Here is a 21,125-nt window from a genome sequence, read left to right on the forward strand (position 1 = left end):
AATGTTGAATCCAGACTGCACACGGAACAAACTGGGAGTTGGACGGAAAAACATGGGCATTCTCGAGTCGATCCGGAAACGCCGCGCCAAGACCAAGGCGGAGATCCAGGCTGCCAAGGTACGCGCCAAGACCGAGGCCAAGGAGACCGCCAAGTTGGAGCTCCGCCGCTCTAAGCTGTTGGCCAGGCAGGAGAAGAACCTGCTCAACGCTGAAAAGAAGGGCCTGAAGAAGAAGCGCAAGCATGAACGCAAACTGGCTGAGACCGAGCTGGCACGCATCAAGGCGGGCCGCTTCAACAAGGACAAGGTCAGCCGCCTGCTCAGCACCTCACGCCTGCTGCTGCCGGTGCTGCTGCCCCTGGTCTATCGGGCGGTGAACGCCGGCCGCGAGAAGTTCATCGAGGCCCGCGCCAACAATCTCGGCGTCAGCAGCGATGAGCTGGCCCAGTTCTCCGGCCACGGCGCCCCGATCAAGGCCCGGATGCAGGGCCTCCAGCACAACCTCGAGAACTCCTCCCTGCCCGTGGGCTTCATCCGGGATGCCGAGGAGCGTCTCAAGGAACTCGGTGCGGCCGTGGACAACGCTGAATACATGACTCCGGAGCAGCGTCGCCGCGCCCACCGGACCATCAACCAGGACATTGATCTGCTGGTGGATGAGATCCAGGTCAAGCTCCGCCAGTAGCTGCACCCCCCTGGCAAGGCAACACCGCAGCACTCCCCCTGACTTTCCCAGGGGGAGTGCTGCGGTGCTTTTTCATGTCCGGCCCACTTAAGGGACGGATGGCAGGGGTTAGGGCAATACGCCCAGCCCCGAGGCCGGGATCAGTTGCCCAACCCCGCCGCAGTCTGCCGATAAAGATCCTCCAGAGAGCGCACCGCCGGGTCGTGCCAACGCTTTTCCACCATGCTGATCGGCAGCAGCGTGTTCTCCCCGGGACCACCCCAGAGCACAATCTCCACGGCGGTACTCTTCTTCAGTCCCACCCAGTCCAGGTCGTGCTCCATCGCCAGCAGCTGGCCGAAGGCCACTGCATAGAGCCGGATGATCCGGCCCGGCTCCGGTCGGCGGTGCGCCGGCTGGGCCGCCCAGTCCTCCCGCTCCGCCTCGAAGGCCTCGCCCAGGGTGTCGATCCCCTTGAGCAGTCCCCTGGACTCCGCGGTGGCCAGCAACCCGCCAAGCCACTCCTCTTCCACGGAACTCAACTCAACCAACTGAGGTTCGGCAGTTTCACGGCGGTCATCCGAGGGAATTTTTCCTGAAGTATCCATGCCCCGCAGGCTAATGGTTCTTTCCCCGCTTCTCAGCGGAAAAGAGAAATGACCCGAAAATCCGCCGGTGATAAGGGGGAGATAAGGGGATGAATGTCCATTTCGATGGGAAAATACACGATGCATAGCGGCTATTTACCCTCCTTCTTTCCACCACTTCCCGACTCGGGCTGCTTCTCCATTCTCAGGTCGGCACCTCGGGATGAATTCTCCACATAATTCTCCTACCCGCCAGGGGCAGGGAGGTAACCCGGATTACCCACCCACTGAAATTCAACGGAAAGACGCGCAAAGTGATTTAACTCCCCATCCCCGGACATAAAGAGAAGATCAGACACCACCTGAAGCATCATTGAAAACACGACGACACTGAATGGGGTCTCAATAAGTCCCAAAGAAGACGATGGGGATTCAAAAACCTCACCGGAATTAATATCCACCCCATAATGGAGGACCCATTTTAAGGGGGCATATTCATAATGTTCCGGGGAAGAATTTATCTTCCCCTCCCCATTTCATTATTAGATAATTTCTTGACCTGCATTTTTAATTAATTTTCCGGGAAAGGCCGGGAAATAAGCGCAGGGAGTTTCAGGGACAATATTAATGGAGGTCTCTTCCCTCATGCGGCCATCACCTATATAATTCAGTGGTGCCTCAGGCCTTTAAGTCCGGACTTTGTAACCCGTTTTAGACTTTGCTTAATGGACATGATAATTGTACAATTTCCCTGACATCAGGGTGGATATTTTAAAAACCGACATGAATACGGTGCCCCTGAATCAGGTGGCTATTTTTCAATTCATGTCAGTCATATCCATCGCCCGCAGGTACTTGATCGACGCCTCGGGTGAATCTTCACTTTCTAGGAGAATTAATGGCACGCCGGGAAATTACCCAATACTTCGACGATCTGGATGACACCCCCTTGGAAGAACATCAACTCCACGTGGTCCGCTTCTCCTATGAAGGCAGTGACTATATTCTCGACCTCTCTGAGGAAAATGCCGAGAAATTCCGCGAAATGGTGCACCCCTATCTGGAGGTCGCCCGCAAGGTCACCCCGACCCGTGGCGGCAGCGCCGACTCCCGGACCCCGGTCAACTCCCGGGATGTCCGCCGCTGGGCCCTGGAGAAGGGCCTGAAGGTGGCCAATCGTGGCAAGATCCCCTTCGAGATCATCGAGGCCTATCAGAAGGCCCACGCCTGATCATCCCTCTCCCCGGCCCCCGGTGAACTGCCCCCACTAAAAGAGGCCACCGGGAACCCCTGAGAAAGTGCCGCCGACGTTCCCGCTGCCCCCATCCCCCCAGGGGCCTCCGGAACGTCGGTTTCCCTGTTTCTCCCCCCGGCCCCCCGGCTGACCCAACCCCCTCTTAAAGCACGCCCTGCTCGCGAGCGGAGGCCACCGCCGAGGTGCGGGAACGAACCCCCAGCTTGTCGTAGATGTGCACCAGATGGGATTTCACGGTGGCCTCACTAAGCAGCAGCAGCCGACCGATCTCCCGGTTTGAGGCACCCCCGGCCACCAGCTTGAGCACCTCCAGCTCCCGCGGGGTCAGGGAGCTGCGTGGGGTACGAACCCTGGTCATCAGTTTGTCGGCGACGATCGGGGAGAGCGCGGAGTCCCCCTCCGCGGTGGAACGCACCGCGGCGAGCAGTTCCACCGGCGGGGCATCCTTGAGCAGGTACCCCACCGCGCCGGCTTCAATGGCGCCGAGGATGTCGGCGTCGGTGTCATAGTTGGTCACCACCAGCACCTTGGGTGGGGTGCTCATGGTGGAGCGGATGGTGGCGGTGGCCTCCGCCCCACCCATCACCCGGGTGCCTTCCACACCAGCCCCGAAGCGCAGGTCCATCAACATCACATCGATGCCCCCGGCCTGAGCGGCGGCGATGGCGGCTTCGGCGGTGGCAACTTCGCCGACCACCTCAATGTCTTCGGCGCTTTCGAGCACAGCCCGCAACCCCATGCGGACGATCTCGTGGTCATCTGCGAGTAGCACGCGGATCATGACAGACAACAGCTCCTTCGGATACGCCGGAGGCAGGTGGCATCCGGCTGCTGAGGTATACCTTAGCTGTTGGGGCCCACCGGTCCCGAAGCCCAACTTCCTCCCTGCTGTTACGCTCCGAATTCCGGTACTTCCCGGGGAAGAGCCACCGATACCGCGGTCCCCTGCCCCGGCGCGGATTCCACCTCAAGGCTGCCACCGAGTTCCCGGGCTCGCTGGCGCATCGCGTCCAGGCCGACATGTCCCAGGCCGACGGGCCGTTGGGCGACCTCCCCGGGGTCGAAGCCACAGCCGTCGTCCACGACGTCGAGACGCACCTCCTCCTCCCCGTAGGAGAGGCTGATGCGGCAGCGCTCGGCCTGGGAATGGGCGACCGCGTTGGCGACCGCGCCCTGGGCAATGCGCAGCAAGGCGGCCTCAATCTTCATCGGCAGTTCCCATTCCGCACCGTCGACATCCACGGCAATGTCCAGGCCGCTGACGGCCCCATGGTTGGCGGCCACCCGCTCCAGGGCACCACGCAGGGAACGCTGGGAGAGGGCGGCGGGCTGCAGGGCGGCGATCATGGCGCGGGCCTCGCTGAGGTTCTCCGCCGCCGCGGAGCGCGCCAGCTGGATGCGTTGGATGGGGGCGGCTTTTTCTTCCTCGCTCAGGGGGGAGGCGATGATCTCGCTTTCGGCGACATGCAGCAGCATCTGGATGCTGGACAGGCCCTGGGCGAGGGTGTCGTGGATTTCATGGGCGATGCGCTGCCGTTCGGCGATGACACCGGCGGTGTGCTGGGTTTTGGCCAGTTCAGAGCGGGTGGCCATGAGTTGGTCGATCAGTTCCTGTCTTTCCAGGTTGGCGCGCGCAAGCCGGCGGAAGGCGTAGTGGATGGCGAGGGTGACCAGGGCGGACACCCCGGGCCCCATCACCCCGCCGATGGTCAACCCTTCCGCCGCCTGGGAGAGGATGGCCACGGCCGTGGCCGCCACCACCGCGATCCGCCCATAGGTGTCATTCATCACCTGCAGGTAGAGGAAGAAGAGGGTGAACACCAGGTAGATGGCCACGCTGCTGACCGGCAGCATGGCGATCCACAGGCCACTGAGCAGGAACACCCACAGCAGCTGCAGCTTCGGCGACCATTGGCTCAGCAGCGAAGCGCCGAAGAAGTAGATGAAGGCGAAGAGTGAACACAGGAGCAGCGTGATCGCCGCCTCGGTCAGTGGCAGGCGGATCGCGGTGCCCAGCGCCACCACCAGCAGCACGGAGGTCAGCACATGAATGCCGTTGCGCAGGCCGTTATCGCCGACACCCGGTTCCTGCCCGACGGTGGATTCCGCTTCCCTCGGCCCTATTCTGGTCTGCATGGTTCGTACTTTACCCACCGCAGTTCTACTGTTGAGTGCTGCGCTCCTGGTCGGCTGCAGCCCCCAGCCGGGCCCGCTTGACGACGCCCCGCCCAGCTCGAGCACCCCCGTGCCCGCCACCGGGGATGGCCTGCCGGTGGATGCTGCCCCGCAGATCTCAGGTGGGCGAGAAAGTTGGGTGGAGTGCCCTTATCTGGACACCGACTGGGTGGCGGAGACCAATGGGCAGAAGGTGACCGGGGTGGGTGTCGACGACAATTTCAGCCACCCGGCCTGTGTCTTCTGGTCCTACCCGGAGCAACCCCAACTGGAGGTCACGATCCGGGAGCTGCCGGATGCTGGCACCGCCACCGCGGTGGTGGACTGGGCGGCGCCGGTCGACACCACCGAACCGGCCGAGGAGATCGAGGGATGGTCCGGGGGTCGGGCCGGGGCCGGGATCGGTGGGCACGAATCCGCGGTCTATGCGGTGGCCAAGGAGAATTGGGCGGTGGTGGTGCGCAGCAACCAGGCGCAGTCCCTGAAGGCGGAGCTGGTGGCCCGAGAGGTCATCAACAACCTCGGGCTTTAGACGGCAACCTCGTTATAGGGCAGCATCGGGGAGATCCAGGGGAAGACCACCTCCATCAACAGCAGGAAGATCAGGGCCCCGAGCACCAGGGTGATCAGGGTCTTCAGCGGCCAGCGGCCGGGCAGGTTCCGCCAATACCAGCCGTACATCTAGTTCTTCTCCAATGCGGCCGGGCGGGCATCCCCGGACGCTTCCTTGGGGGTGGAGTCCACGAGCATGGCGTGGACGATCATGCGTTGCTCATTGGAGAAACGCGGGTGGCAGGTGGTCAAGGTCAAGATCCCCCCCAGGTCCTCGGTGAGCGTCATGTCCTGGCCCGGCACCGGGGAGAGCACCCCGATATCACCGGGCAGGGTGATGTGCCGGCCCTGCACCCCGGAATAGGACCCCTGCGTGAGGGACCTGGCCTGCTCCGGGCTGAAGCAGTCCCCGGCCTGTTCCGCCCGCTCTGATGAGGTGCCGGCGATGGGTAGGATCCGGTAGGTTTCCCAGGAGTTCCGGGTCTCGATCACCACCGCATCACAGACCTGGAGGTTGCCCAGGTCATTGAAGGGCGCCCCCTTGCCCACGCGGTGGCCGGCCACCGCGAAATTACCTACCTGCCCCGGCAACTGGGTCTCCACGTAGTGACCCGGCCCGGCGAGCAGATCCCGCTCATCGGTGCCCTCGAGGATGGCGAAGTGGAAATCAGAGCCGAAGGTGGGGATGTGGAGGCGGGCGAAGGCCTCCCCCATCTCCGGGTTCAGATTCTGCCGGGGGTTGACCCGCTCCACCTCCCACTGCCGGGCCAGGGCCTCTTCGGCACGGTCCTGGCGGCGCCCGGCATCCAGGTTCGTCCAATAGGCCTCGTAGAAGACGAAGAGGAGCAGGAGCACCCCGAAGGTCAGCAGGAGCTCCCCCAGCACCTGGCTGGGCCGGGCCCGTCGTGGGCGGGGCGGGGTGGGCGTCGATACGCGTCCGGCTGCGGGATGGTTCATCTGCTTCCTCAACTCATGGGGATCCGCCTGATTCTAAGCCGGGTGTCCTGAACTGTGCACAATGACCGGGGAAAGCGGGTGGAGAATTATGCTTAGGCAGCGTCATCCCTAATTCAGGAAGGTTGTCCCCACCCGTGCTGTTGGATCTCTTCGTCTATCCGGTTTCAGGCATCATGAAGCTCTGGCACCTGCTGCTTCATGTTGTCTTCGGTCTCGACGACTCGATGGCCTGGGTGCTGTCGGTCTTCGGCCTGGTGATCGTCGTCCGGGGCCTGATCGCCCCCTTCTCCCTGATGCAGTCCCGCTCCGGACGCATCTCCGCCATACTGCGCCCCAAACTCAAGGCCCTGGATGCGGAATACCACACCCGTGCCGATAAGGAATCGGTGGCCGAGCACGCCGAGAAGCGCAAACAACTGCGGGAGGACTACGGGCACAGCACCGCCGCCGGCTGCATCCCACCCCTGATCCAGCTGCCGGTATTCATCGGCCTCTACCAGTTTCTGCTGCGCATGGCCCGCCCCGCCGAAGGTCTGGACAGTGCCCAGCGCTCCTCCATCGGGTTCCTCAGCTCCACCGAAGTTGAGGCCTTCCTCGACGGCCACATCTTCGGGGTGCCACTGCCGGCCTATATCGCCATGAGTGAGGAACAGTTCACCCAGCTGGGCACCACCCAGGGAGAGGTGCTGCAGGTGGTGCTGCCGATGCTGGCCGTCGCCATCCTCTTCACCATCCTGAACTTCCGACTCTCCTTCCACCGCAACAACCTCACCATGGACTGGGACTCCAAGGTGGCGCGTGTCCTGGGCAAAGCCCTGGTGGTCCTCTTCGTGCTCATCCCCTTCCTGTTGATCTGGCTGGCACTGGCCGGGCCGCTGCCCGCCGCCATCATCTTCTACTGGGTGGCCAATAACCTCTGGACCCTGGTGCAGGCCAACACCATCCACCGCATCATCCAACGTCAGCTTCCCCTGGATGATGAATTCATCCAGCACCGGGACCGGGCCCGCGCCGCCCACGAAGCTCGGGTGCAGGAGGAAAAGGAACTGAAGCAGCTGGCCCGCGCCGCCCGCCGCGACCCCGAACTCGCCGCCCAGCTTGCCGCCAAGGAGAAGGAACTCCAGGAAGCCCGCGCCGCCGAGAAGTCCGAGAATAAACGCCTGAACAAAGCCAAAACCCGGGCCCGCTTAGAAATGAATCGGGAAAAACGAGCCCAGAAACGGGCGGGAAAGCAGAAACCGGCCCACGATGGCGGGCCGGTTCCAGGGGACGCGGGGCAAGAGGGCGTCGCAAAGCCCGGAGACTAGATGGAGTAATCCGGCGGCGGGGCGGAAATCAGCTGCCGCGCCAGATCCCGGGCGGTCTCCAGAGGACCGGAATCCTTATTCAGGCTGGCTCCCGCCAAACCACCATCCAGGAAAATCAGCAGCTGATTGGCCTGGGTGGCACTGGGGTAACCATTCTTCTCCGAGAGCAGGTCCGTCATGGTCTGATGACACCAGCGGCGGTGCTCCCCCACCGCGGCAATGATGCCCTCCTCCGTCTCGGTCTCCGGTTTCGGGTATTCACTGGCCGCATTCTGGAAATGGGAACCCCGGTAATTATGCTCCGGTTCCTCGGCCAGACACTGGTCGAAGAACGCCAGGATCTTTTCACCCGGGTCAGACACCCCAGCGACCCGGGCCTCCCAATCCGCACGCCACTTCTGGTCCAACGCCTCCAGGTAGGCGATGACCAGGGCATCCTTGGAGCCGAAAAGCGAGTAGAGAGAAGCTTTCGCCACATCCGCCTCCCGCAACACCCGGTCAATGCCGATCACCCGGATGCCCTCCGTGGTGAAGAGATGGGTGGCACTATCGAGCAACCGCTGACGCGGGCTCGGCCGATTACGCCGCCTACTGCTGACTGACTTCGGCTTGGCGCTGGATTTACTGGGCGTCGTCCCGGGCATGTCCTGATTCTTCCTTTCCTTCACGTGCTGGAGCTTTAGTTCTTTCTGGGGGTGTTCTCCGGGAAGGGGACCTCCCCGGCACCAGCCACATCGGTGCACACCATCACTTTCACTGTGTGCACCACCGGAGCCGGGAACTTCATTCCGGTCATATCTGCTCATTCCGGGAGTGCCTGAGCACTCCCCCTCAGAGGTTTTAAGTTCCCGCTGGGCTACCCGCAACTGGTTCACACCATTGGCTGTGGATCTCCCAGCACCCCTCAGGGAGCCGCCGGTTCCGGGGCTCCGGTTCCGTCATGACTGAGTTTATCCTCCAATATAGACAAACCGGTATGTTTTAATCGAACCGTTGCAGTTCCGGAAACAAAAAAGTCTGTCTCCTGCTGTTCTACCGTTGCGTGCAGGGACAGCATCTGAGGAGTCCCTGTGGTCCGGGTTGCCGGGAAGCACCGGAAGCCCCCGGGAGAGAAGAAAACCGTCCACCGGGGCCGCTCCCCTTTTAACGGGGGAGCGCCGGTGGACGGTGAGGTTGAGAAAGTGGGGAACCAGGGGTTCCCCGACAGTCCGGCTAGACCTTCTTCCTCCCGGTGAAGAACTGCACGATGCTCAGCAGAATCACTGCACCGACCAGACAGGTGATGAAGCTGAAGATCCAGCCAGCACCCTCAACATCAACATTGAAGAGGTAGAGAATGAAGCCGCCCAGCAGCCCGCCAGCAATACCGGCAATGATATTAGCGAGCAAACCCATCTGGGCATTCTTGCCCTTAATCATGGAAGCTACCCAGCCTGCTAGGCCGCCGATGACAATCCAGCCAATGATTCCAAGTCCAAGTGCCATTTTCTGCTCCTCAATTTTTCCGCAGCGAAGTGATGCAATTTCCAAGACACGAAGGATTTCCTCCTGGGATTTCCTCCTGCCACTACTCCAGCTTGTCAGCTTGCACCGGAAACCGCTCCCTGGTTTCCGAAATGATTTCAAATCGAAACCTAAACATAAACTTTCATTGACCTTTATTCCACCTCCAAAAACTGCCCTGAACTGTGCCAAGGACACTTCGGCCGGGTTGCTGACCGAAGAGGTGCAGGACCTCGGGAAACGCCTGGGTCAAGCGTGCCGAGGATGGTCGGATGGTCGTTTAAAAGCGAAGAAGCTTCGGAAAAGACACAACCTCCGTGCCCCCGGGGAGAACCGGGGGACGGAGGTTGCGTGTCGGGAATGGGACTACTTCTTGGGGTGGCCCTCCGGACGGACAACCATCATCGGGCAGGGAGCGGACTGGAGCAGCGCGCGGGAGGTGGAGCCCAGCAGCATGCCCTTGAAGCCACCACGGCCGTGGGAGCCGACAACCAGGAGCTGAGCGCCCTCGGCCTGCTCAACCAGGGCACGGACCGGGCGGTCCCTGGTGATGACCTTCTTCACCGGGACAGCCGGGAACTTGTCGATCAGGGGCTGCAGACGCTCAGTGAGCAGCTCGGACTGCTCGCGCTCAACCTCCTCCCACTGCTGCTGTGCAGCGGAGAGGCCGGCGAGAGAAGCCTGGACCTGCATGTCCATCCAGGTGTGAACCGCAACCAGCTCAGAGCCGCGGGCCGCAGCCTCAGTGAAGGCGTACTCGGTGGCACGCTGGGAGACATCGGAACCATCCACACCGACGACGATCGGACCGTACTTGGTGTTTTCGTTGACGTGGTTGTCCTGACGAACCACCACGACCGGGCAGGAGGCGTGGCTGACCACTGCGGCAGAAACTGAACCCATCACCATGCCGGAGAGTCCCCCGAGGCCCCGGGAGCCCATGACGATCATGGTGACGTCGTGGGACATGTCCAGCAGCATATCGATCGGGCTGCCCTCAGCGATGGTGTGTCCGATCTTCAGCTCCGGAGCAACCTCATGGGCGATGTTGCGGGCCTCATCGACCTTTTCCAGGGTCTCGGCCTGGAGGTCATCGAACAGCTCCTGCGGGGGAACCATGCCTTCGGCGTAGAGGAACTGAGGCATGGTGTAGCTGGCGGCCAGACGCAGGGGAATGCCACGTTTATTAGCGGTATTTGCCGCCCAGCGAACCGCAACCTGAGAGGCCTCGGAGCCATCAACTGCAACGACGACGATATCTTCCTTGGTGGTCATGATCAGCGACCTTTCTCCTTCGAACTGTTGCACGGTTTCACCATGTTCACGAAAGCCTACGCTCAGATCTCGGATCCCACGGTTTCCGTCTCACTACCCATTGTATCCGCTCTCAGCTCATATTAAATGGGACTTGGTTATTCCCCTCATAAATTAAACCCCTCGGACTACCATTGCTGGCTGCACCGAGGGGCGGGTTAAGCTGGAGGAATATGTCTTGGTGACACAGGAGCGGCCGAAAAAGTTGTTCTCCGGTCGCGGAACAGGTTTTAGAGCGGGATCTCAACCGGGGTAGCCGGGTCTGCGTTGGAAGGGTAGGAGAGGTTGTAGAGCACCTCACCGACGCTGGCGATGATCGCGCCAATGCCCTCAGAGAAAAATTCGATAACCGGAGCAAGGATCTCTTCAAAGTTCATGAGTAGAAGATTAGTACAACGTCTCGGTAAGGTGCCACCGCTTCCCATTAAGGATGGGCTCAACGCCTCCCGGGTGAGGGTGCCCGAGGAGGCAGCAGGCATCAGCGCCCGCGATTTCGTGGAGCACCTGATCAACTCACAACGCCACCGCAGCCCCCAGGATGATGCTGCAGCGCTCGACAGACGCTTCGTGGAGGAACTGGTGGTGGACAACCGCTCCCAGCCGTATACGCCCGATGAGCCCCTGCCCGCGGGAGCGGATGTCTGGTTCTACCGTGTTCCCGCTGAAGAACCCCACGTCCCCTTTGAATGCGAGATCATCCATCAGGATGAAAATATTCTCGTGGTGGACAAACCCTCTTACCTCGCGACCATGCCACGTGGCCGCCACATCACCGAGACCGCTCTGGTTCGGATGCGCCGCAGTACCGGCATCCAGGAGCTCTCCCCCGCCCACCGCCTCGACCGGTTGACCTCCGGGGTGCTGGTGTTCACCGCGAAACCCGAGGTCCGAGGCGCCTACCAGACGCTCTTCGCCCGCCGGGAGGCCATGAAGACCTATCTGGCGGTGGCTGATCACGACTCCTCCCTGGACCCCACCCAGGGCCCCATCCTCTGGGAGAGCCGGATGGAGAAGACCCCCGGCCATATCAAGGGAGAGATCGTCGAGGGCGAGCCCAATGCCCTCACCTGGCTGACGAAGGTCACACCGGTCAGCGATGAGGAGCAGGCGGCGCTGGAAGCCGTGCACGGCCCCCTGGCCCGGCAGGCGCATTATGAGCTCAAGCCGGAGACCGGCAAGACCCACCAGTTGCGACTGCACATGTGGGCCGCCGGCATTCCCATCCTCGGGGACCCCGTGTACCCCCGCGTCTACACGGAGGAAGAGGAGGACATGTCGATCCCGATGCACCTCAACGCCCGGGAACTCACCTTCACCGACCCCTTCAGTGGGGAGCTCCGCATCTTCCGTTCCACCAGGATCTAACCCCAGACCGGGGTTGCTCACCGACAGCTACCCGCTTATCGACGCCCCCCTGGACCAAGGCCTCAGGCAAAGAGAAGGCAGGCCTTTGGAAGGGGATATGGAAACCCAAAAAAGACGGGGTGTTCAAGGAATAAAATCCTTGAACACCCCGCCTTTGTTTCTTGCATGAAGTTAAAGGTTGGCAGCGACCTACTCTCCCACACCCTCCCAGGTGCAGTACCATCAGCGCGAACGGGCTTAGCTTCCGGGTTCGGAAAGGGACCGGGCGTGACCCCGCCGCAATAAACCACCAACACACTCAAACAACACGAACCAACCACACCCCACCACACAGGGGGATGCGTGTCGTGTCAGACACTGCACAGTGGACGCGAAGCAACCCTCAAGATCACTCGTTACAAGTTACGCACAACCACCAACCCCAAGGGCCAGCAGATATATGTGTGTTATCGGTAAATTAGTACCGGTCACCTCCACACCTTACGATGCGTCCAGATCCGGCCTATCAACCCCATAATCTATAGGGAACCTCAAAAGAAACCTCATCTCAAAACAGGCTTCCCGCTTAGATGCTTTCAGCGGTTATCCCTCCCGTACGTAGCCAACCAGCCCTGCCCCTGGCGGAACAACTGGCACACTAGAGGTACGTCCGTCCCGGTCCTCTCGTACTAGGGACAGCCTTCTTCAAGTTTCAACGCGCACGGCGGATAGAGACCGAACTGTCTCACGACGTTCTAAACCCAGCTCGCGTGCCGCTTTAATGGGCGAACAGCCCAACCCTTGGGACCTACTCCAGCCCCAGGATGCGACGAGCCGACATCGAGGTGCCAAACCATCCCGTCGATATGGACTCTTGGGGAAGATCAGCCTGTTATCCCCGGGGTACCTTTTATCCGTTGAGCGACACCACATCCACAAGTAGGTGCCGGATCACTAGTCCCGACTTTCGTCCCTGTTCGAGCTGTCACTCTCACAGTCAAGCTCCCTTGTGCACTTACACTCACCACCTGATTACCAACCAGGCTGAGGAAACCTTTGGGCGCCTCCGTTACCATTTAGGAGGCAACCGCCCCAGTTAAACTACCCACCAGGCACTGTCCCCAACCCAGATCATGGGCCAAAGTTAGATGTTCAATCCGATCAGAGTGGTATTTCAACAACGACTCCCACACAACTAGCGTCATGTGATCTAAGTCTCCCACCTATCCTACACAAACCGAACCGAACACCAATACCAAGCTATAGTGAAGGTCCCGGGGTCTTTTCGTCCTGCCGCGCGTAACGAGCATCTTTACTCGTACTGCAATTTCACCGGGCCTGTGGTTGAGACAGCAGGGAAGTCGTTACGCCATTCGTGCAGGTCGGAACTTACCCGACAAGGAATTTCGCTACCTTAGGATGGTTATAGTTACCACCGCCGTTTACTGGGGCTTAAATTCTCAGCTTCGCCCATAAATGAGCTAACCGGTCCTCTTAACCTTCCAGCACCGGGCAGGCGTCAGTCCGTATACCTCAACTTAAACGTTTTCGCACGGACCTGTGTTTTTAATAAACAGTCGCTTCCCTCTATTCTCTGCGACCACAACCAGCTCAAGGTGTAAAACCCGTCACCAGCCATGGCCCCCCTTCTCCCGAAGTTACGGGGGCATTTTGCCGAGTTCCTTAACCACAGTTCACCCGAACGCCTTAGTATTCTCTACCTGACTACCTGTGTCGGTTTAGGGTACGGGCCGAATGTGCACTCGCTAGAGGCTTTTCTCGACAGTACAGGATCACCAACATCACCCCGAAGGGCTACGCATCACGCCTCACACACCTGGGCCGGCGGATTTACCTACCAACCCGTGCTACACGCTTACACCACAATCCAATAAGTGGCTCGGCTACCTCACTGCGTCACCCCATCACTTAGCTACTACCAGCTCAGGCTCCACGCACGCCCCGACAGACACCATCAAAGATGACATCCGAAGGATTATGGGTGGTTAGTATCACTGATTCACCATGGGCGCACACACTCGGGTACGGGAATATCAACCCGTTATCCATCGACTACGCCTGACGGCCTCGCCTTAGGCCCCGACTCACCCTGGGAAGACGAACTTGACCCAGGAACCCTTAGTCATCCGGCGGATGAGATTCTCACTCATCAATTCGTTACTCATGCCTGCATTCTCACTCGCACACAGTCCACACCCGGTCACCCAAGCGCTTCACCCCGTGCACGACGCTCCCCTACCCAATAATATAAATATCATTGCCGCGGCTTCGGCGGTGTACTTGAGCCCCACTACATTGTCGGCGCAGAACCACTCGACCAGTGAGCTATTACGCACTCTTTCAAGGATGGCTGCTTCTAAGCCAACCTCCTGGCTGTCTTCGCGATCCCACATCCTTTTCCACTTAGTACACCCTTAGGGGCCTTAACCGGCGATCTGGGCTGTTTCCCTCTCGACTATGAAGCTTATCCCCCACAGTCTCACTGCTGCGCTAACTTAAACCGGCATTCGGAGTTTGGCTGACATTGCTAAGATTGTAGTCCCGCTCAACCAACCAGTAGCTCTACCTCCGGCAAGCACCACACAACGCTGCACCTAAATGCATTTCGGGGAGAACCAGCTATCACGGAGTTTGATTGGCCTTTCACCCCTACCCACAACTCATCCCCTCAGTTTTCAACCTAAGTGGGTTCGCGCCTCCACGACGTCTTACCATCGCTTCACACTGGCCATGGGTAGATCACCCCGCTTCGGGTCCAGGACATGCCACTAAAACACACTAGTTAGTATTCGCTTTCGCTACGACTACCCCACTCAACGGGTTAACCTCGCGACATGCCGCTGACTCGCAGGCTCATTCTTCAAAAGGCACGCCATCACCTATTACAGCTCTGACGGATTGTAAGCACACGGTTTCAGGTACTATTTCACTCCCCTCCCGGGGTACTTTTCACCATTCCCTCACGGTACTAATCCGCTATCGGTCATACTGAGTATTCAGGCTTACCGGGTGGTCCCGGCAGATTCACAGCAGATTCCACGAGCCCGCTGCTACTCGGGACATAAACAACAAGAAACACAGTGTCTTCACGTACGGGACTCTCACCCTCTCCGGCAGGTCATCCCAAACCACTTCCGCTAACACCGTGCACCCTGCGCCCGGCTGGTAGACCAGACACGCTTAAATCCCACAACCCCCACAATGCAACCCCTACCAGGTATCACACATCACAGGTTTAGCCACTAATCCATTTTCGCTCGCCGCTACTCACGGAATCACTATTGTTTTCTTTTCCTGCGGGTACTGAGATGTTTCACTTCCCCGCGTAACCCCCACAACCACTATGAATTCATGGAAGGGTGACCGCCCATAACGACAGCCGGGTTTCCCCATTCGGACATCCTCGGATCAACGCTTAGTTGGCAACTCCCCGAGGCATAACGCAGCCTCTCACGTCCTTCATCGGCTCAGTATGCCAAGGCATCCACCGTGTGCCCTTAAAAAACACACACAAAACTTCTATCACGACAAGGTCGCGATGAAATTGCTTACTTACAACAAGAATAAAGATGCTCGCGTCCACTATACAGTTCTCACACAACACACCACCCACCACCACACACCCCACCCGAAGACGAGACACCTGATACGTAGATGATCAGTCACGGAACAAAAATGTTGTCCCAGACACCCAACAGCATGCCACCCCACCACCGTCAGACAGTGAGTTATCTTTTGCTCATCGACCACGCATCCAAGCGTGGGGAATCATATCCACCCGATTAAAATGCCGGCGGGCCAACAAACGTGACCACCAACCGGTGTACCCCACCCACACAGTGGATGAAAGGATTTTCTAAAGCTCCTTAGAAAGGAGGTGATCCAGCCGCACCTTCCGGTACGGCTACCTTGTTACGACTTCGTCCCAATCGCCGATCCCACCTTCGACAGCTCCCCCCTTACGGTTGGGCCACTGGCTTCGGGTGTTACCAACTTTCATGACGTGACGGGCGGTGTGTACAAGGCCCGGGAACGTATTCACCGCAGCGTTGCTGATCTGCGATTACTAGCGACTCCGACTTCATGGGGTCGAGTTGCAGACCCCAATCCGAACTGAGGCCGGCTTTGAAGGATTAGCTTACCCTCACGGGTTCGCGACCTGCTGTACCGACCATTGTAGCATGTGTGAAGCCCTGGACATAAGGGGCATGATGATTTGACGTCATCCCCACCTTCCTCCGAGTTGACCCCGGCAGTTTCTCATGAGTCCCCACCATAACGTGCTGGCAACATAAGACAAGGGTTGCGCTCGTTGCGGGACTTAACCCAACATCTCACGACACGAGCTGACGACAACCATGCACCACCTGTGAACCAGCCACAAGGGAAGACGTATCTCTACGCCGATCTGGTCCATGTCAAGCCCAGGTAAGGTTCTTCGCGTTGCATCGAATTAATCCACATGCTCCGCCGCTTGTGCGGGCCCCCGTCAATTCCTTTGAGTTTTAGCCTTGCGGCCGTACTCCCCAGGCGGGGCGCTTAATGCGTTAGCTACGGCACAGAAGACGTGGAAGTCCCCTACACCTAGCGCCCACCGTTTACGGCATGGACTACCAGGGTATCTAATCCTGTTCGCTACCCATGCTTTCGCTCCTCAGCGTCAGTTACTGCCCAGAGACCTGCCTTCGCCATTGGTGTTCCTCCTGATATCTGCGCATATCACCGCTACACCAGGAATTCCAGTCTCCCCTACAGCACTCAAGTTATGCCCGTATCGCCTGCACGCCCGGAGTTAAGCCCCGGAATTTCACAGACGACGCGACAAACCACCTACGAGCTCTTTACGCCCAGTAATTCCGGACAACGCTCGCACCCTACGTATTACCGCGGCTGCTGGCACGTAGTTAGCCGGTGCTTCTTATCCAGGTACCGTCACCTTGCGGCTTCGTCCCTGGCGAAAGGAGTTTACAACCCGAAGGCCTTCATCCCCCACGCGGCGTCGCTGCATCAGGCTTCCGCCCATTGTGCAATATTCCCCACTGCTGCCTCCCGTAGGAGTCTGGGCCGTATCTCAGTCCCAATGTGGCCGTCCACCCTCTCAGGCCGGCTACCCGTCGACGCCTTGGTAGGCCATTACCCCACCAACAAGCTGATAGGCCGCGAGCTCATCCCACACCGAAAAATCTTTCCACCACACCTCCACGATGCGGTCCTATCCGGTATTAGACCCAGTTTCCCAGGCTTATCCCGAAGTGCGGGGCAGATCACCCACGTGTTACTCACCCGTTCGCCACTCGAGTACCCCCGAAGGGGCCTTTCCGTTCGACTTGCATGTGTTAAGCACGCCGCCAGCGTTCGTCCTGAGCCAGGATCAAACTCTCCATAAAAGACAACCAACACCCCGAAGGACGCCGATCAATCAGACTGAAAAGCCCGACAACCTGACAAACAAACCACGACCCACCCCCCACAAAGAGGAACAGGCCACTGGCAATTCATCCAAAAAATTACTGATCAACCATCAGACCCCCCCTTCCCTGACGGGGAAAAACAAACGGGGATCCGACATAAAAACTTAGTCAACCATACCGACTGACCCCACCCCGAAAGATGCGGCCCATGATTTACAGTGCAAGCAACGATCTCTCACACCCGGTATGACCCGACCCACCACACCCAAACCGGATGCAGGCAGGCCACGACAAACAAAAAATAAAATGGCACACTATTGAGTTCTCACACAACACAACCACACCACCCACACCCACCACCACACAGTGACAGTCAATGAGGATCCCTGCAGCTCGTTAATTATCCCGCCAACGAAGAATGTTTTCCTACCGCCACACGAGGAACACACTGTGCTCCGGGGCGTTGTCGGTCTCGCTGACTCACATAAATATACTCACCACCCCACCAAATGACAAAACGCCAGCTCATGGCCACTAAATGACAATGCCATAGGACCATTCACCTGCCAAGAGAATCTGCAGTTCCCTTTGCCGTCTATTTAAAAACATTCTTCACCCTCCAGAGCATCTCGAGAAGAAGCAGAGGCGATTTGGGTTCGACAGAGACCGGGGATGCAGCGTGTAGCACTCAGTGGGGATTCCCATCTCTGCCAAGGCTCTCGACGGTAAATGCTGAAAGGACACTTCGATGAGCTGGGTCATCTCCCGGGCCCAGACAGGAGTGTCTTCGATCGCCTTCGGCAGGAAGGCCACGATGGTGAGCACGCCATACATGTCTTTGGACTGAGCCGGGGTTCCGAAGTCCTGGAAGTATCCTTTAATGCCTTGAGCATCAGATACGTCTTTGGCACCGAAAGTCCAGTCCTCCAAAGGAGCATGGTGGGCGGGGAGGTTGCAGACCACCAAGAGTTGGTGGAGCCAGCCGTCGAGGTTGCTCGGACGTGGTTTTCTTTTCCGCGGCGAATCGTTCAAACCGAGATCTCGGGCAAGGTCTCGCTGATCGGTAGAGTGCAGCTGAGCAAACAGCTTGGACAGATCAGAGAAGTCAAGCAGCTCCGTCCATGCCCAGACTGGGAGATGACCTGTTTGGGACGTGCTTCCAGTAGCGCGGTTCTGACGATCCGATAGCACCCGGATGAGCACCGGATAGCGGTGCCTAGTCCGGGTACCGGCGGGGCTATTATGCGTCGGCGAGGTGTCGGCGCATGTTCGGCCCGTCGAGTGCGACGATCTCGGCGTTGGCCACGATCCGGTTGAGGATCGACTCGGCGATCACCGCGTCATGCAGGGATTTGTACCAGTCCTGCGGCTCGAACTGGGAGGTGACCAGGGTCGAGCCACGGCCGTCCCGGGCCGCGAGGATGTTGAGCAGCTCCGCGACGGTGTGCTGGTTGATGGGCGTGATGAGGAAGTCATCGAGGACCAGCAGGTCGCAGTTGTGCAGGTCGGTGAGGAAATCCAGCCGCTTCTGCGAGGAGGGGTCCATGACCGCGAGTTGGTTGGCGAGATCATCGAGTCTGAAGAACCGGGCGGTGTAGAACTTCCGGCACGCGGCGTTGAGCAGCGCCAGCGCGAGGTAAGTCTTGCCGACGCTGGATTTTCCCAGGATGACCATGTTGTGGGTCTGGTCGATCCATTGACAGCTGGACAGCCGTGCGATTAGCTCACGATTGAGGTTGCGGTCGGGAAGGTAGCGGATTTCTTCTACGCAGGCGTCAGGGTTTGGCGATCTGGATGCCTTGAGTAGTTTCTGGGTCCGGCGTTGCTCCCTGGCCGTGATCTCCTTATCCAGGGCGTGGAAGATCTTCTGTGAGAACGTCCACTCATCGCAGGCGGGGTCGTTGGCCAGGTCGATGACGGTTTTGCCGAAGGCGGTCATTCGTAGCTGGGTGAACAACGTCATGTCGGCGTCGGTGAGGTGTCGATCCATTACGCCTGACCTCCTTTATCGTGGGTGGGATCTGTCTTTTTCAGCAGGGCGTCAAGGCTGAAGTGCTCAGGGCCGGCCAGGTGCGCACCGGAGGTGTCCCGTGAGCCTGGGGCCGGGTCGATGCGTGGGGCCGGCGGCGGCGCAGCATCTGTGGTTGTGGGCCGGGCATGGGCTTGGGCACGCAACCCCGCCAGGTGTTGCTTGACTGCGGTGTAGCTGATCGCCCGCGGGCGATCAGCGTCGAGCAGGTGTCGGCAGGCCTGTTCCAGTAGTGCCTTGTTGTCGCCTTTGCCCAGGGCGAGGATGTTTTGGCAGGTGCGATATCCCTGGGCTTCGATCGGGCGGGCATCGAGCACGCTGGTGATCGCGGCGACGGTGTGGGGTCCGATCTTGTGGGCCTGACGCAGGAAATACGCCCTGGACCACAGGTCCGAAGACTGCTGATGCTGGTCAGGAACATGATCGGGGTCGGTGACGTAGGCATGCTGGCGCGGGGAGACGGTATGGGTGGCGATGATGTCTGCGTCGCACATGATGGTCAGGCGGTCGCCGGTGATCTTCACATCGACATGCCGGCCGGCGAAGGTGTGGGGCACCGAGTACTTCACCGTGGCGATTTCGATGTGGTAATCACGGTTGACCTTGGATTTGCGCCAGGTCACCGGCTGCCAGCGGGATTCGGGCAGCCCAAGCAGTTCCGGCCGCTCATGCTCATCGAACAGATCCTTACGGCTGATCTGCTGTCCGCGAAACGGTGTTCTGGTGTTGATCGCGGTGATCTGGTCGGCTACCGCAGCATTGAGGTCATCCAGACTGGCGAATCGCCGGTCCGCGAGCCGGTTGATTACCCAGTTGGTCACGATCTTGACGCCGGCTTCGACGTTGCCTTTGTCCTGCGGTTTCACCGGCCTGGTCGGTACCGCGGCGGTGTGATGGTGTTCGAGGAAGTCCCGGTAGGCGCGGTTGACGTCCCGGGCCCGGTCCCCACGAGCGATCTGATTCGATGCGGTGGAGGCGTTGTCCGGGATGACAACCTGCGCGATGCCGCCGAAGAACTCGAAGGCCTGCTGGTGGGCGTCCAACCAGTTCGGGGATTTCTCATCGAGATAACCGCGAGCAAAGACCATCCCGGAGTACGGCAACGAGGCCACAAACACCGACACCTTGGTCTTGCGCCCGGTGATGGGATCAAAGACAGCCATCTTCGTGCCTGCCCAGTCGACCTGCATCGTGTGGCCGGGAGCGTGGGTGATCCGCATGGTCAGGTCATTGACGTCGACGTACTCGCCGATGATCTGGCAGAACCGCTGATAGCTATAGTGCCGCTGACCAGGGGCGCGGTCCGTGTCGAGGTAGTCAGCCCACAACACGCGCAGAGGCAGTTTCTTCTTGCCCGAGCGTTTGGTGACCATTGCGGCCACGTCGAAGGCGACGAACTCATCCGAGGGCGTCTTGCGTCCGTCGGTGAACAAGGCGTCGAGTTCTTCTGCGGTGAGGTTTTTCACCTGGGCGGTGGAGGTAAAGCCCTGCTCTTGGCAGATTCTCTTCGCTTTCGCGATGGTGGTGTGTGAGCATCCCGCCCAGGCTTCGATCTGTCGGTAGGACAGATTCTGGATCAATAGTGACATCACCAATCGGTGAGTGCGTCACGGTGTCTCCTCTTCGAGGTCCACACGCAGCCGAATTACTGCGTGTGGCCCTGAGATCACCACAGACCACCGGGTCCCGCTATCCGAAGCTCATACCGGTGCTATCCGATCGTCAGAACCGCGCTACTAAAAGCACGTCCCTAACAGATGACCGCCGTAATGGACTGAATGATGCAGGGCGACCTCATCGTTTCCGCCAAGTGCTTGATCGGCATGGTGGTAGATTACCTTTCCCAGCATCCTGCTGGTTTCAAGGTGTCCACCAACCCGGATTTTCGTCTAGAGAAAAACGAAGACCCTGAGTCCAGTCGTCCCGGCTGGGGCCCAAGGCATCCTTCCGACCCTGTCGTAACAGGTGGCAATGTCTTTAGTGCAGAACTAGTGCCTCCGCTATTC

General features: G+C 59.4%; 17 protein-coding genes and 3 rRNA genes. 5 read left to right on the top strand and 15 right to left on the bottom strand.

Annotation, left to right across the window (positions count from 1 at the left end):
• The first annotated feature begins 52 nt into the window (after positions 1-52).
• The gene (locus COCCU_RS13275) at positions 53-685 is read left to right on the top strand and encodes a DUF6474 family protein (RefSeq protein ID WP_156232198.1); all 633 of its coding nucleotides are present in this window, start codon (positions 53-55) and stop codon (positions 683-685) included.
• Between the two features lie 140 nt (positions 686-825).
• Here COCCU_RS13275 and COCCU_RS13280 read toward each other — a convergent pair whose 3' ends face one another.
• The gene (locus COCCU_RS13280) at positions 826-1,272 is read right to left on the bottom strand and encodes a DUF3806 domain-containing protein (RefSeq protein ID WP_156232200.1); all 447 of its coding nucleotides are present in this window, start codon (positions 1,270-1,272) and stop codon (positions 826-828) included.
• Between the two features lie 877 nt (positions 1,273-2,149).
• Here COCCU_RS13280 and COCCU_RS13285 point away from each other — a divergent pair.
• The gene (locus COCCU_RS13285; RefSeq protein ID WP_156232202.1) at positions 2,150-2,482 is read left to right on the top strand and encodes a histone-like nucleoid-structuring protein Lsr2; all 333 of its coding nucleotides are present in this window, start codon (positions 2,150-2,152) and stop codon (positions 2,480-2,482) included.
• 166 nt (positions 2,483-2,648) lie between these two features.
• On the opposite strand, the gene COCCU_RS13290 is transcribed toward COCCU_RS13285, so the two are convergent.
• On the bottom strand, positions 2,649-3,287 hold the full coding sequence (locus COCCU_RS13290; protein WP_156232204.1) for a response regulator: 639 nt from the start codon (positions 3,285-3,287) through the stop codon (positions 2,649-2,651).
• 110 nt (positions 3,288-3,397) lie between these two features.
• Positions 3,398-4,642, bottom strand: a complete 1,245-nt coding sequence (locus COCCU_RS13295) for a sensor histidine kinase (protein WP_156232206.1) — start codon at positions 4,640-4,642, stop codon at positions 3,398-3,400.
• Here COCCU_RS13295 and COCCU_RS13300 point away from each other — a divergent pair.
• Complete coding sequence (locus COCCU_RS13300; protein WP_156232208.1) at positions 4,641-5,213, top strand: DUF2020 domain-containing protein; 573 nt, start codon at positions 4,641-4,643, stop codon at positions 5,211-5,213. The genes COCCU_RS13295 and COCCU_RS13300 overlap by 2 nt on opposite strands.
• Here COCCU_RS13300 and COCCU_RS14580 read toward each other — a convergent pair.
• Both COCCU_RS14580 and COCCU_RS13305 read right to left on the bottom strand, forming a co-directional pair.
• Positions 5,210-5,362 carry a hypothetical protein gene (locus COCCU_RS14580; protein WP_197088371.1) on the bottom strand — a complete coding sequence of 51 codons (153 nt, stop codon included), beginning with the start codon at positions 5,360-5,362 and terminating at the stop codon, positions 5,210-5,212. The two genes, COCCU_RS13300 and COCCU_RS14580, sit on opposite strands and share 4 nt — an antisense overlap.
• The gene (locus COCCU_RS13305; RefSeq protein ID WP_156232210.1) at positions 5,363-6,190 is read right to left on the bottom strand and encodes a class E sortase; all 828 of its coding nucleotides are present in this window, start codon (positions 6,188-6,190) and stop codon (positions 5,363-5,365) included.
• 122 nt (positions 6,191-6,312) lie between these two features.
• On the opposite strand from COCCU_RS13305, the gene yidC reads away from it, so the two are divergent.
• Positions 6,313-7,497 (top strand): membrane protein insertase YidC, encoded by a 1,185-nt coding sequence (gene yidC, locus COCCU_RS13310; protein ID WP_156232212.1) that lies wholly within the window; start codon positions 6,313-6,315, stop codon positions 7,495-7,497.
• Here yidC and COCCU_RS13315 read toward each other — a convergent pair.
• The 4 genes from COCCU_RS13315 to COCCU_RS14585 all read right to left on the bottom strand — a co-directional run bounded on the left by COCCU_RS13315 (position 7,494) and on the right by COCCU_RS14585 (position 10,691).
• Positions 7,494-8,141 carry a TetR/AcrR family transcriptional regulator gene (locus COCCU_RS13315; RefSeq protein WP_156232214.1) on the bottom strand — a complete coding sequence of 216 codons (648 nt, stop codon included), beginning with the start codon at positions 8,139-8,141 and terminating at the stop codon, positions 7,494-7,496. The two genes, yidC and COCCU_RS13315, sit on opposite strands and share 4 nt — an antisense overlap.
• A 568-nt stretch (positions 8,142-8,709) precedes the next feature.
• A complete protein-coding gene (locus COCCU_RS13320; protein WP_156232908.1) occupies positions 8,710-8,982 on the bottom strand; it encodes a GlsB/YeaQ/YmgE family stress response membrane protein in 273 nt (90 codons plus the stop codon).
• A gap of 384 nt (positions 8,983-9,366) precedes the next feature.
• Positions 9,367-10,275: a universal stress protein gene (locus tag COCCU_RS13325; protein WP_156232216.1), complete on the bottom strand. Its 909-nt coding sequence runs from the start codon at positions 10,273-10,275 to the stop codon at positions 9,367-9,369.
• Positions 10,276-10,544: 269 nt separating this feature from the next.
• Entirely contained in the window at positions 10,545-10,691 is a 147-nt protein-coding gene (locus COCCU_RS14585) for a hypothetical protein (RefSeq protein WP_197088372.1), read from the bottom strand.
• Here COCCU_RS14585 and COCCU_RS13330 point away from each other — a divergent pair.
• A complete protein-coding gene (locus COCCU_RS13330; protein WP_156232218.1) occupies positions 10,627-11,679 on the top strand; it encodes a pseudouridine synthase in 1,053 nt (350 codons plus the stop codon). The two genes, COCCU_RS14585 and COCCU_RS13330, sit on opposite strands and share 65 nt — an antisense overlap.
• A 176-nt stretch (positions 11,680-11,855) precedes the next feature.
• Here the strand turns inward: COCCU_RS13330 and rrf are convergent.
• The 6 genes from rrf to istA all read right to left on the bottom strand — a co-directional run bounded on the left by rrf (position 11,856) and on the right by istA (position 20,708).
• Positions 11,856-11,973, bottom strand: a 5S ribosomal RNA gene (gene rrf, locus COCCU_RS13335).
• Positions 11,974-12,115: 142 nt separating this feature from the next.
• A 23S ribosomal RNA gene (locus tag COCCU_RS13340) occupies positions 12,116-15,190 on the bottom strand.
• Positions 15,191-15,549: 359 nt separating this feature from the next.
• Positions 15,550-17,066 (bottom strand): 16S ribosomal RNA (locus COCCU_RS13345).
• The 16S, 23S and 5S rRNA genes sit together here, the layout of an rRNA operon.
• Positions 17,067-17,702: 636 nt before the next feature.
• On the bottom strand, positions 17,703-18,293 hold the full coding sequence (locus COCCU_RS13350) for an Abi family protein (RefSeq protein ID WP_156232220.1): 591 nt from the start codon (positions 18,291-18,293) through the stop codon (positions 17,703-17,705).
• 37 nt (positions 18,294-18,330) lie between these two features.
• Entirely contained in the window at positions 18,331-19,080 is a 750-nt protein-coding gene (locus COCCU_RS13355) for an ATP-binding protein (RefSeq protein ID WP_156232222.1), read from the bottom strand.
• Positions 19,080-20,708: an IS21 family transposase gene (gene istA / locus COCCU_RS13360; protein ID WP_156232224.1), complete on the bottom strand. Its 1,629-nt coding sequence runs from the start codon at positions 20,706-20,708 to the stop codon at positions 19,080-19,082. The genes COCCU_RS13355 and istA overlap by 1 nt, the downstream gene beginning before the upstream one ends.
• Between the last annotated feature and the right edge of the window lie 417 nt (positions 20,709-21,125).

It is taken from the genome of Corynebacterium occultum (assembly GCF_009734425.1).
Lineage (GTDB): Bacteria > Actinomycetota > Actinomycetes > Mycobacteriales > Mycobacteriaceae > Corynebacterium > Corynebacterium occultum.